Consider the following 11,850-nt stretch of genomic DNA (forward strand, 5'->3'; position numbering starts at 1 on the left):
ACATTGGGAGGAGACCATGTTGAATACCGCTGGGAGCACCAGAGAGAGTGAAGTGAGGCGTGTCGTTTTCGCGTCTCTGATAGGCGCAACGATCGAATGGTATGACTTCTTCTTGTACGGCGTGATTGCCGGCATCGTTTTCAATCAGCTGTATTTCCCGGCGCACGATCCGCTCGTTTCGATGGTGCTGGCCTATGCAACCTTTGCGGTAGGCTTCGTCGCCCGTCCGCTCGGCGGCATCGTATTCGGACATTTCGGGGACAAACTCGGCCGCAAGCAGATGCTCGTGCTCACCATTCTGATCATGGGGGTGGCGACCGTACTGATCGGCGTTCTGCCGACCTATGAACAGATTGGCGTGGCAGCTCCCATACTGCTGCTCATCCTGCGCATAGCACAAGGTATCGGCATCGGCGGCGAATGGGGCGGCGCAGTCCTCATGGCCTATGAATTCGCACCTGAGAACAAGCGCGGCTACTATGCGTCGATCCCACAGATCGGCCTTGCGATCGGATTGTGCCTGTCGTCCGGTGTGGTGGCACTCCTCAGTCTTCTACCCGACGAAGCTTTCATGTCCTGGGGTTGGCGCAGTGCTTTCATCGGTTCGGTCGTCCTTATCGTCGTAGGCCTTTACATCCGGCTGAAGGTAGCTGAAACACCGGATTTCGCCGCCGTCAAGGAAGAGCAGCAGGAGCTCAAGATCCCGTTCGTGGAGCTCATCCGCACCTATCCCCGCAATATTCTGCTTGGCATGGGTGCCCGCTATGTCGATGGGGTTTTCTTCAACGTATTCGCCGTCTTCTCGATCGTCTATCTGTCCAAGCATGTGCAGGTAGACCGCACCACGGCATTGTGGCTCGTGTGCCTTTCTGCACTCGTGATGGTCGTGGCAATTCCGCTGTTCGGCAAGTTGTCCGATCGTTGGGGCCGTCCGAAAACCTATGCCATAGGCAGTCTGCTGCTGGCGTTGGTCACCTTCCCGGCCTTCATGCTCATGGGAAGCGGGAGCCTGCCGTTGATCGCACTCGCTCTGATCGTGCCGTTCGGCATCATCTACGCGATGTGCTACGGCCCCGAAGCAGCACTGTTCTCCGACCTGTTCGACGTGAAGGTCCGCTATACCGGGATTTCCTTCGTCTATCAGTTCTCCGGCATCTTCGCGAGCGGCATCACTCCAATAATCGCGACCTACCTCATCAGCTATGGCGACGGCTCGCCCTGGCTGCTAGCCGCCTACGTAGTGTTTGCGGCTCTTGTTTCGATGGTTTCGGCGATGCTCATACGCCCGGTTTCGGAAACGCGTACCACCCTGCCGCATAAGCCGTTGCGCCCATCAACCGTTCACAAATGCTAAAGGAAACAGACATGAAAATGACGACCGAAGAGGCGTTTGTAAAAGTCCTGCAGATGCACGGCATCGAGCATGCGTTCGGGATCATCGGCTCGGCGATGATGCCCGTATCGGACTTGTTTCCGAAGGCGGGCATCCGGTTCTGGGACTGTGCCCACGAGACCAATGCCGGCATGATGGCCGACGGCTTCAGCCGGGCGACCGGCACAATGTCGATGGCGATCGGCCAGAACGGCCCCGGTGTGACCGGTTTCATCACGGCGATGAAGACGGCCTACTGGAACCATACGCCGCTGCTCATGGTCACGCCGCAGGCGGCCAACAAGACCATCGGCCAGGGCGGCTTCCAGGAAGTCGACCAGATGGCGATGTTCGAGGAGATGGTCTGCTACCAGGAGGAAGTGCGCGATCCGAGCCGCATTCCCGAAGTCCTCAACCGGGTCATCGAGAAGGCATGGCGCGGTTGCGCACCGGCGCAGATCAACATCCCGCGGGACTTCTGGACTCAGGTGATCGACGTGGACCTGCCGCGCATCGTCCGCTTCGAGCGGCCGGCCGGCGGACCTGCGGCCATCGCCCAAGCCGCGCGGCTACTTTCGGAAGCGAAGTTCCCGGTCATTCTCAACGGCGCCGGTGTCGTCATCGGCAACGCCATCCAGGAATCCATGGCACTGGCGGAGAAGCTGGATGCGCCGGTGTGCTGCGGCTATCAGCACAACGACGCCTTTCCCGGAAGCCATAGGCTGTCGGTCGGGCCCTTGGGCTACAACGGCTCGAAGGCGGCGATGGAACTGATCAGCAAGGCAGACGTCGTGCTGGCGTTGGGTACGCGGCTCAATCCGTTCTCGACACTGCCCGGCTATGGCATCGACTATTGGCCGAAGGATGCGGCGATCATCCAGGTCGACATCAATGCCGACCGGATCGGCCTGACCAAGAAGGTGACGGTCGGAATTTGCGGTGACGCGAAACAGGTGGCGCAGCAGATCCTTCAGCAGCTTGCGCCCGCCGCCGGCGACGCAAGCCGCGAGGAGCGCAAGGCGCTGGTCCACCAGACGCGCTCGGCCTGGCTGCAGCAGCTCTCGTCGATGGACCATGAGGATGACGATCCGGGCACGGAGTGGAACGTCGGCGCACGCCAGCGCGAGCCCGATCGCATGTCGCCTCGCCAGGTCTGGCGGGCGATCCAGGCCGTGCTTCCGAAGGAGGCGATCATCTCCACCGACATCGGCAACAACTGCGCGATCGGCAACGCCTATCCGAGCTTCGAGCAGGGCAGGAAATATCTGGCGCCGGGCATGTTCGGCCCCTGCGGCTACGGTTTCCCGTCGATCGTCGGTGCCAAGATCGGCTGCCCGGACGTGCCGGTGGTCGGCTTTGCCGGCGACGGCGCCTTCGGCATCTCGATGAACGAGATGACGTCGATCGGCCGCGAGGGCTGGCCGGCGATCACCATGGTGATCTTCCGCAACTACCAGTGGGGAGCGGAGAAGCGGAATACGACGCTCTGGTACGACAACAACTTCGTCGGCACCGAGCTCAATCCGAACCTGAGCTACGCCAAGGTTGCAGATGGCTGCGGCCTCAAGGGCGTGACGGTCGACACGCCGGCCGCACTCACCGAGGCGCTTGCAAAGGCGATCGAGGACCAGGCCAAGGGGATCACCACCTTTGTCGAGGTCGTCCTCAACCAGGAACTCGGCGAGCCTTTCCGCCGCGATGCGATGAAGAAGCCGGTAGCGGTGGCCGGCATCGATCGCGCCGACATGCGCACCCAGCGACGTATGTAAGAAACTCTCGCGACTCGCTCGGCGGTGATCACCGCCGAGCTCATTCAACGGGAAGAAAAGATGGACGCGATCTCCAAAACCGAGCGACGGAAGCAATCCCTGTCGGTCGTCCTGTCGACCTATGGACCGGGTCTGCTGGTGACGGCCGCCGTCGCCATGGCTGCCCAGTTCCTGTCGGAGCATTACGGGGCGCCGGCGATGCTGATGGCGCTGCTGCTGGGGATCGCCTTCCACTTCCTGGCGGAAGAAGGCCGTTGCGTCGCGGGCATCGAGCTTTCGGCAAAGCTGGTCTTGAGGATCGGTGTGGCGCTGCTCGGCATGCGCATCAGCGTAGACCTTCTGATCGGCCTCGGCGGCGGCACCATTCTGCTGCTCGTCTCGGCGATCGTGGCAACCATCCTGTTCGGCCTCGTGGCTGCCCGCCTGCTTGGCCGGGGGTGGCGTCTCGCGCTTCTCACCAGCGGCGCGGTCGCCATTTGCGGCGCCTCGGCCGCCATGGCCATCGCCGCCGTGCTGCCCCGCAACGAGTTTTCCGAGCGCAATCTGATCTTCACCGTGCTGTCGGTGACCGTGCTCAGCACGCTTGCGATGATCGGTTATCCGATCGTCGCCGAGTATCTCGGGCTCGACGGTCAGGCCACCGGCATCTTTTTCGGCGGCACGATCCATGATGTCGCCCAGGTGGTGGGAGCCGGCTTTTCGGTCTCGCCGGAGGCGGGCGAGACCGCGACGCTCGTCAAGCTGATCCGGGTGACGATGCTGGCGCCGGTCGTCCTGATCTTTTCCCTCGTCCTGCGCAGCGTTCCGCAGGAGGGCGCATCGATCGGAAAGCGCGCGCCGCTCGTGCCGGGCTTCGTCCTGGCGTTCCTCGTTCTCGCGGGCTTCAATTCCGCCGGGCTGGTGCCGGTGCTCGCAAGCGAGGTCGGAATGGCGATATCGAGATGGGCGCTGCTGGCGGGCATCGTCGCCGTCGGCATGAAGACGTCGCTGCGCCGCGTCCTCGAAGTTGGCGGAGATGCCGTTGCGCTCGTCGTGGCCGAAACGCTGTTCATCGCCGTCTTCATCCTCGCCGGCATGTACTATCTGGGACACAGCTGATGAAACCTCTCGATCGCATCATCGACGCCGCAAGGAAAGCGCCGCGGCACATCGTCCTTCCCGAAGGCGAGGACCCCCGGATCATCGCCGGCGCCGTGCAGGCGAGGCGGGAAGGCCTGGCGGCGATTACGCTGGTCGGAAACCGCGAGGTGATCACGCAGAGGCTCACAGCCCTGGACGCGATCCCGCAAGAATTCCGGATCGAGGACCCGGCGTGCTCTCCGCTTACCGATGACTTTGCGACCGCCTATCTCGAACGCAGAAGGAGCAAAGGCGTCGATGCGGCCGCGGCTCGGGAGGCCGTCCTTTCACCGCTGACCTTCGCCGCGATGATGGTGCGCGAAGGAATAGCCGATGGGACTGTCGGCGGCGCGGTCGCGACGACCGCAGACACGGTTCGTGCCGCATTGCAGGTGATCGGCAGGGCGCCCGGCGTCGGGCTCGTCTCCAGTTTCTTCCTCATGATGCTCTGCGAGCCCCATCACGCGCGGAAGGGCGCCTTCGTCTTTGCGGATTGCGGCCTGGTCGTGGACCCGGACGCAGCCGGTCTCGCCGACATCGCGCGCATGTCGGCCAAGTCCTATGAAATGCTTGCAGGAGAACGGGCGAAAGTCGCGATGCTCTCTTTCTCGACAGGCGGCAGTGCCGCTCACGAGCGCGTTTCGAAGGTCGTCGAGGCGACCGGCATGGCGCGGCGCGCCGAGCCCGATCTTATTATCGACGGCGAATTGCAGTTCGACAGCGCCTTCGTCGAGGCCGTCTGTCTGACCAAGGCGCCGCATTCGGCGCTGCGCGGGGAGGCCAATGTCTTCGTGTTCCCGAACCTGGACGCGGCCAATATCGGCTACAAGATCGCCCAGCGGATCGGCGGCGCGACGGCAATCGGCCCGATCCTCCAGGGACTTTCACGGCCCGCCAACGATCTTTCGCGCGGCTGCAGTGCGGCCGACGTCTTCCATATGATTGCCGTGACCGTCGTTCAGGCGTCATGAGGGCGACTTCACCGACTCTTGCCGACCCGAAAAACGCGGCTGTAGCTTGGCAGATAGATGTGACAATCCGGCTATTTCAGCCCAGTTTGGCATTTTAAAGATGAGAATTTTGAGCGACGGGATTCTCAAATCAACTGCAATTGCGAAGGCGCCACCGATCGGCATGTACGGGTGATGATCTCGTCGATAGTGCTGCTGGATCGCACTTGGTTCTGACCCGTCATTTGGCCGCGCAGCATTTGTAGCATCTCCGGTCCTGGCCGCTCGACGATGGCTATTCCGGCTAGCAGAGCTGGTCGCAGATGCAGTGGCAGGATCGGACTTGCCGGTGTCGGCAGGCTCCATCGTTCGACGACATCATCGAGATCCGGAATTATTGCGCCGAGGAGCCTGTATCGCCACGGCTCGTGCTCACGGGGAAGGGGTCTCGGCACGCGTCGCATCAGCAGAAGGCGCGCGATTACGGGCGGCGAAGTCCAGGTGCGGATCACCTCGGGGAGCCCATCGGGGTTCGAAAGCAAAATGTCTTTGACGGCGGCGCTGGCTGGTCATGGTGGCGTTCCTTCCAGGGAATCAGGTGACGTTCAACAGCACCAGCCTGCCATACCGCCTCTCTCAGTGAATTTGCCGAACCTTCGGCACACTATCCACCAGGTGCTAAGTGGACACTATGGCGGTATCTGAAAGGCAGATCCTGATGACGAGTAAGAAGCCCATCATCGAGGTCGCGCTCGATGATGGGTTCGTCAACACGTGGCATTTTACAAAGGAGTTCAGGCGGGCCTACGGGCGAACTCCGGCGGAAGTCAGAGATTCAGCCGCGAGCGAGCGAAAGGTATAGACCATCCAAGGAGTGTACATCGACGCGATCCGGATTCGCTTGAGTCAGCGTAGAGCGACCGTCGAACGCAATTCATTGATAAGGCTTCGCCCCGTGTTTTAACGGTCGAGACCCCAAACGTCCGGGTTCCGTTTGAAGTACTCAGTCAGCATTTCGGTAAGCGCACGCACTTTCCGCGTGGGATGCTGACCCGGCGGGCGGACGACATACGCCGCCCCCGGAGGGACCGGATAGCGTGTCATGATCGGGACCAGAGCGCCGGAGGCCACATATCCATATGTGATGCAATCGGGGAGCCAGGCGATGCCGAGACCTGCCGCCGCCGCAGCGGCAAGCGCCGTGGCGCTGTCGGCCTTGAACCTGCCCTGCGGCTGAACCGTGACGATCTTGTCGCCATCCATGAACTGCCAGGCTTCCGTTCCCTGCATGAGGGCCTGATGGGTGACGAGTTCGTCCAGGGTCTCAGGTGACCCGTGCGCTTTGATGTAATCCGGGCTGGCGACAAGCTTGCCATGGATCGGCCCAACGCGCTTCGCGATCAGGTTTGAGTCTTGGAGGTAGGCACCCCGAATCGCGCAATCAAAACCCTCTGCGATGAGATCGACGAAGCGATCGCTGTAGGAGGTATGGATGTGAAGCTGCGGGTGCTGGCGCGCCATGTCCGCAAGCACGGGGGCGAAGTGGGTCGGGCCGAACGTAAGCGGCATGGCAACCCTCAGGCGGCCGCGCAACTCACCGGTGGGGAGGATCGTTTCCTTGGCGGTGTCAATCTCGGCGCTGGCTCTGGCCGCATGGTCCCTGAACGTGATCCCTGCTTCCGTGAGCGCGGCGCCGCGGGTCGTTCGTGCAAGAAGCTGGACGCCAAGCTCCGCTTCGACCCGGAGGAGCCGCCGGCTGACGATCGATTTGGAGATGCCAAGCCGGCGTGCGGCGGCCGATACGCCCCCGGCATCGGCCACTGCGACGAATGTCTGTAGGTCTTCGATGTCCATTCCGGCGTTCCTTATTTCGCGACACAGCTTGCCCGACTATGGCACTACCGCACCACCAAAAGGAACAGCACATTGCGTTCAGGCAACGTCACCCGCTGGCGCATGTCTCCCGTGAACCCATCGCCGTCCATAGCGGCAGAGAAAGGAAGTCTTGATGCCCCCTCGTAACGGCCTCGATTCGCTTCTTCGTCCCGAAGATTCGGTCCTCGTTCTGATCGATCACCAACCTTATCAACTCGCGAACCTGAACAGCCACGATCCGCATATGGTGGTCAACAACACGACCGCGCTGGCGAAGCTAGCAAGAGCCTTCAATGTTCCGACCATTCTCACCAGCGTGATCGCGGCGCGCGGTGGACTTCTCTTTAAGCAGATCACCGACGTATTTCCGGACCAGGAAGTCATCGATCGCACCTGGGTTAACACCTGGCAGGACGAGAATGTGGTGAACGTCGTCAAAGCGACCGGCCGCAAGCAACTGATCATCGCCGGCCTGTGGACCGAGGTCTGCGTCGCAATGCCTGTCATCCAGGCCGCCGGCGAAGGCTGGGACGTCACCGTGATCACCGACGCGTCGGGCGGGATTTCGAAGGAGTCTCATGAAGTTGCCATCCAGCGCATGGCCGCGGCCGGCGCGAACGTGATGACCGTGATGGCGCTCGCTGGCGAATGGCAACGCGATTGGGCGCGCACCGAGCATGTCGAGGAGCTGACCGAGATTCTCATCCAGCACTTCGGCGGCAGCGGCATCGCGTATCTTTGGGAGCAGCAGCTTCTCAACACGCCGGTGCCGAGCGAAGGTTGACCCGGGCCGGGTGGCCAAAGCCGTCCTCGTCGCCGCCATTCCGCCGCTGATGCTGAAGAACGACGACGACCCCGAAGGCACGCCGATGGAGGTCTTCGACGGCTTTCGGACGGCACTGGCCGGCAACCGTGCACAGTTCTTCCGCGACGTCCCGTCAGGCCCGTTCTCAGGCTTCAACCGCGAGGGCGCGGCGGTCCATGAAGGCGTGCTCCAGAACTGGTGGCGGCAGGGCATGATGGGGAAGCGCCAAGGCGCACTACGATGGCGTCAAGGCCTTCTCGGAAACCGACCAAGACCGATGACCTCAAGGCGATCACCGTGCCAACGCCGGTGCTGCACGGTGAGGACGACCAGGTCGTTCCGATCGCCGCCTCGGCTTTGAAGGCGGTCAAGCTGCTGCCGAACGGTTCGTTGAAGACCTATCCCGGTTTCTCGCACGGGATGCTGACAGTGAACGCTGATGTGCTGAACGCCGACCTTCTGGAGTTCATCACGAACAGAAGTGACTGCGGGGCGTGACCTCCCGGCCCCGTCCCGTAGTTCGAGTCGACGCTTGAAAAGGTGTGCGTGCGTCGGTGGAGCACAAGAAACTCCATCTCGCACTGCAGAAGCGCTGCGCTCATAGTGGCCTCGCTGCGCGTTTGTCAGCTAATCTTATTACTGGGACCGAAACCAGACGGTCTGTCATCGGCCCCAAAGTCGGAAACAATTTCCGCTTTGCGCCGCCCCATGTCGGCCCGTGAGGTGACCCCGAGGCTGTTCCCGATAGCAGACGTTGGCGAAGTAACTCACCGAAATGCCGAACGACGCGACACGTTGACGAAGGTCGAAAGCGGCGCCTGCACCAGCGCGGCCGACTAGAGCGTGGGCGGGGTCGCCCCGCGCGTGCGAATGAAATAACCCCCCGTTATCTATGGTCCAAATCGGCCATGGCTGGCTTTATTTCGCACAATCGCTATTATTAGTTTGGTCAAATTTCTCGAGCGCGCGAGCAACCATTTGGGCTTCCGCAAGGGAAGGAGTGACGCCATGCGGCCGGATGCTTGATGGATCAGGCCGACTAGGAGAGCGACATGGCGTTCTTTGCTAAGGAACAGTTGATCGCTGCGGCGGGCTCCCTCGCCTTCTGCCTTCTCACGTGCGTTGCTGAGGCGGCCTCATGCGGCAAAAGCGCTGCCGGGTTTCAACAGTGGAAAGTGGAGTTTGCCGAGACGGCAAAGGCCGCCGGCGTGAGGGGGAAGGGTCTTGCAGCGCTTCTCGGAGCGAAATACGCAGTAGGGACCATCCGGGCCGACCGCTCCGTCAACAAGGCTTTCAGCGGCTCGGTCGACGACTTTATGAGACGACGTGGTGGGTCCGCGATTATTTCCAAGGGCCGATCGCTCAAAACGGCGAACGCAGCACTCTTCGGCAACATCGAGCGTAAGTACGACGTGCCCGCCGGGGTGTTGCTCGCCATCTGGGGTATGGAGACCGGCTTCGGCGCCTCCATGGGCAACCAGAACACTGTGTCGGCAATCGTCACGCTCGCCTACGATTGCCGCCGCCCGCAATTCTTCGCGCCGCATGCCATCGCGGCGCTCAAGCTGGTCGACAGCGGCGTGCTGAGCGCCCGCTCGGTCGGCGCCATGCACGGCGAGATCGGCCAAACCGGGTTCCTGCCCGGGAATGTCTTGAAGTACGGCGTCGGCAGCAGGAACATGCGCGACACGAGTACTGCCCTGATGTCAACGGCCAACTTCCTCAAGGCGCACGGTTGGCGGGCCGGCGGGGGCTATCAAGGCAACATGGGCGCCATCGCTGGCTGGAACTCCGCGAGTGTCTATCAGCAGGCAATCGCCCGCATCGGCGAGGCGATCGACGGCCGTTAGACAGTTAGGCCGGCATCCAGCTAAAAAGCCGCCGTGCGACTGCTCAGATTGCTGGTTCCAGCCCGCACGTCGTGAGGAGCGCATGCTGCTTTCGGCCACTCACTGGACGCCAGTGATGGCGCCTCTAGAGGCAGCCTTCGCGCTCTTCAAGACATTCTGCACCACCTGTCGCGCGACGACCTTGAATTGCGGCGGCGATTTCAGGCGTGACCAATCCCAGTCCTCGGGGGCAAGAGGTCTGATGTCCGCTTTTCGTGTTGGGCGTCCTGGGAGCGGACGGTCGGCCATCAGCCCCTATTGAGACCCTCAAGTCCCAAGCCTTGAAGGGAATCGAACCGTGGACCCGTCGTTATTTTTCAGCTGAACTTAACGTTGAGATCAGTCCACAGGCTGATACTGCACCCCCGTAATCATCTTGTAACCTGAAAGCCGCATGCGAAATTCAGCCTGTGGCCTGATATCATGACGCTTGAAATCAAGCTACAGAGTCTGAGAGTTCTATGAAGAGCGATACTCACAAGAGAGCCCGCCTGCGCCTCGACGAAAGGCTTCAGGCGCTACAGCCCATTGATCGGTTCAGGGCGCCCCCGAAGGGATGGACACGCGCTCTGCGCGACGCTCTCGGCACGACGGGGAAGCCGTTGGCTAGCAACGTTATTGCTGTTTTTGGTTGATAAAGGCCCGACACATTTTGCGACCTTTAGCACAGAACGCGAACATCCTCGCGACACCCCGTGCACAGGGCTCGTGAAGAACGGCTCTCTTCAATGCAGAGTCTCCAGGGCGGGAGTCATGGTGGCCGCTTCATAGAGGCAGTTGTTGCCTCTGCCTAAAAGCAGCCATTGTATCGGGCTGGCGCGACGACATCTGTGCGCCATGAGCCACTACGACGTCCAACTTGAGTCGGAAGTGGACGGCAAGTTTCGGGGACGCTTAGCGGGAAGCTATCGTACTGGCTGTCCACACTGTGTCTGTGACTCCCGATACGCGACCAGCAATTCAGTCGATCTGTGCGCCTCCTGTCGCATTGGCCATCGTGGCTGTCATGCCGGCCGCCAAGTCGCTGGCCAGGAGTACCGCCGCGTCAGCTATTTGCGCGAGCGGCGTCACACGCCGCAACGGGGTATCCTTGGCGAACTCTTTATGGATTTCATCGAAAGTCATACCGCGTTCACGCGCAGCCATCGACCAAACGTCGTGAACGCCGGGAGAGTCTGGGGAGCCCGGCGAACGAACCCACGTGACCCTCACTCCTAAAGGCCCGTTCTCTACCGCTAACTGTCGCAAAAAATGCTCGACGGCAGCACAGGCAATTCCAAACCCGCCCACGTTCCGGAAAGCTTGGCGTCCAGCGTTCGCACTGATACCGACGATGGAACCACCACCGTTGCGCGCCATATGATCCGCAACTGCAGTTCCGGTGTAGAACCACGTTGTGAGACCGGTTTGAACGGGCCGAAGGACTTTCTCTAATGAAATCGTCCCGAGTGGCTCACCTTGTGTGTCGCCCCAATCAATCGCGTTGAACATTATCTTGACCGGACCCGCCTTATCGGAGATCAGCGCGAGTTGCGCCTCAACAGCTTGCTTGTCCGTTGCATCCACAGGCATCACCTCCGCCATTCCACCCCGCGTCCGAATACCGTCCGCAACCGCATCCAACCGATCCTTGTGACGGGCCGCCAGGAAGACGCGAGCGCCTTCTCGGGCAAATGCCTTTGCCACGGCTGCTCCAACAGCCCCACTGGCACCATAAACAATTGCATTTCGATCTTTCAGCAACATGCCTTTTTTGCCACCGTTTACATAACCCGCACACTAGATGACGATCGCGAGTTCCGCTTTCCGACACTACCAAGAGAGATATTGCGAGCATGCTGACCGTTTTGGTTAGGCGTTTGCGCGATCCCAGATCGCTGAAGGCGACATCGAACGTCCATTTGGTCAGGGCGTGGCCTTGAGCAGAGAGTTGGTCTGAATTTGCGCAGAGTCCTCGAGCAGTTCATTTCGACCGCGGTGCCGCCGGTGGCGGACTCGCTTCTGCGACGGTCAAACTCGTAAAATGATCATGAGGGTGTTCCCATCCTAATGGCCGCTTAGGTGAAGGTTT

At 61.2% G+C, this 11,850-nt stretch carries 9 protein-coding genes and 1 pseudogene; 8 read left to right on the top strand and 2 right to left on the bottom strand.

Annotated features, from left to right (window positions below; all coding sequences use genetic code 11):
* The first annotated feature begins 16 nt into the window (after positions 1-16).
* The 5 genes from JOH52_RS34010 (at position 17) to JOH52_RS34030 (ending at position 6,072) form a co-directional block, all read left to right on the top strand.
* Positions 17-1,354 carry an MFS transporter gene (locus JOH52_RS34010; protein ID WP_014531244.1) on the top strand — a complete coding sequence of 446 codons (1,338 nt, stop codon included), beginning with the start codon at positions 17-19 and terminating at the stop codon, positions 1,352-1,354.
* Between the two features lie 11 nt (positions 1,355-1,365).
* On the top strand, positions 1,366-3,141 hold the full coding sequence (xsc, locus tag JOH52_RS34015) for a sulfoacetaldehyde acetyltransferase (protein ID WP_010975814.1): 1,776 nt from the start codon (positions 1,366-1,368) through the stop codon (positions 3,139-3,141).
* Between the two features lie 60 nt (positions 3,142-3,201).
* A complete protein-coding gene (locus JOH52_RS34020) occupies positions 3,202-4,239 on the top strand; it encodes a YeiH family protein (RefSeq protein ID WP_010975815.1) in 1,038 nt (345 codons plus the stop codon).
* Positions 4,239-5,231 (top strand): phosphate acetyltransferase, encoded by a 993-nt coding sequence (gene pta / locus JOH52_RS34025; RefSeq protein ID WP_014531246.1) that lies wholly within the window; start codon positions 4,239-4,241, stop codon positions 5,229-5,231. The genes JOH52_RS34020 and pta overlap by 1 nt, the downstream gene beginning before the upstream one ends.
* A 697-nt stretch (positions 5,232-5,928) precedes the next feature.
* Positions 5,929-6,072 (top strand): helix-turn-helix transcriptional regulator, encoded by a 144-nt coding sequence (locus tag JOH52_RS34030; RefSeq protein ID WP_017274851.1) that lies wholly within the window; start codon positions 5,929-5,931, stop codon positions 6,070-6,072.
* 98 nt (positions 6,073-6,170) lie between these two features.
* Here the strand turns inward: JOH52_RS34030 and JOH52_RS34035 are convergent, their stop codons facing one another.
* On the bottom strand, positions 6,171-7,064 hold the full coding sequence (locus tag JOH52_RS34035; protein ID WP_014531249.1) for a LysR family transcriptional regulator: 894 nt from the start codon (positions 7,062-7,064) through the stop codon (positions 6,171-6,173).
* Positions 7,065-7,218: 154 nt separating this feature from the next.
* Here JOH52_RS34035 and JOH52_RS34040 point away from each other — a divergent pair, with 154 nt between their 5' ends.
* From JOH52_RS34040 to JOH52_RS34050, 3 genes and pseudogenes are all read left to right on the top strand, one after another.
* The gene (locus JOH52_RS34040; protein ID WP_014531250.1) at positions 7,219-7,869 is read left to right on the top strand and encodes a hydrolase; all 651 of its coding nucleotides are present in this window, start codon (positions 7,219-7,221) and stop codon (positions 7,867-7,869) included.
* 4 nt (positions 7,870-7,873) lie between these two features.
* A pseudogene (locus tag JOH52_RS34045) lies at positions 7,874-8,388 on the top strand (alpha/beta fold hydrolase); the annotation flags it as partial.
* Positions 8,389-8,942: 554 nt separating this feature from the next.
* Entirely contained in the window at positions 8,943-9,740 is a 798-nt protein-coding gene (locus JOH52_RS34050; RefSeq protein ID WP_014528019.1) for a lytic murein transglycosylase, read from the top strand.
* A gap of 999 nt (positions 9,741-10,739) precedes the next feature.
* On the opposite strand, the gene JOH52_RS34055 is transcribed toward JOH52_RS34050, so the two are convergent.
* The gene (locus JOH52_RS34055; protein ID WP_014531252.1) at positions 10,740-11,525 is read right to left on the bottom strand and encodes an SDR family NAD(P)-dependent oxidoreductase; all 786 of its coding nucleotides are present in this window, start codon (positions 11,523-11,525) and stop codon (positions 10,740-10,742) included.
* Positions 11,526-11,850: the final 325 nt, after the last annotated feature.

Source organism: Sinorhizobium meliloti (assembly GCF_017876815.1).
In the GTDB taxonomy this organism is placed as follows: domain Bacteria; phylum Pseudomonadota; class Alphaproteobacteria; order Rhizobiales; family Rhizobiaceae; genus Sinorhizobium; species Sinorhizobium meliloti.

Excerpts from the sequence above, each read along its gene's own strand:
- JOH52_RS34030 (WP_017274851.1), top strand. The coding sequence starts at position 5,929 with ATGACGAGTAAGAAGCCCATCATCGAGGTCGCGCTCGATGATGGGTTC.
- xsc (WP_010975814.1), top strand. The coding sequence starts at position 1,366 with ATGAAAATGACGACCGAAGAGGCGTTTGTAAAAGTCCTGCAGATGCAC.
- JOH52_RS34055 (WP_014531252.1), bottom strand. The coding sequence starts at position 11,525 with ATGTTGCTGAAAGATCGAAATGCAATTGTTTATGGTGCCAGTGGGGCT.
- pta (WP_014531246.1), top strand. The coding sequence starts at position 4,239 with ATGAAACCTCTCGATCGCATCATCGACGCCGCAAGGAAAGCGCCGCGG.
- JOH52_RS34050 (WP_014528019.1), top strand. The coding sequence starts at position 8,943 with ATGGCGTTCTTTGCTAAGGAACAGTTGATCGCTGCGGCGGGCTCCCTC.
- JOH52_RS34010 (WP_014531244.1), top strand. The coding sequence starts at position 17 with ATGTTGAATACCGCTGGGAGCACCAGAGAGAGTGAAGTGAGGCGTGTC.
- JOH52_RS34040 (WP_014531250.1), top strand. The coding sequence starts at position 7,219 with ATGCCCCCTCGTAACGGCCTCGATTCGCTTCTTCGTCCCGAAGATTCG.
- JOH52_RS34035 (WP_014531249.1), bottom strand. The coding sequence starts at position 7,064 with ATGGACATCGAAGACCTACAGACATTCGTCGCAGTGGCCGATGCCGGG.
- JOH52_RS34020 (WP_010975815.1), top strand. The coding sequence starts at position 3,202 with ATGGACGCGATCTCCAAAACCGAGCGACGGAAGCAATCCCTGTCGGTC.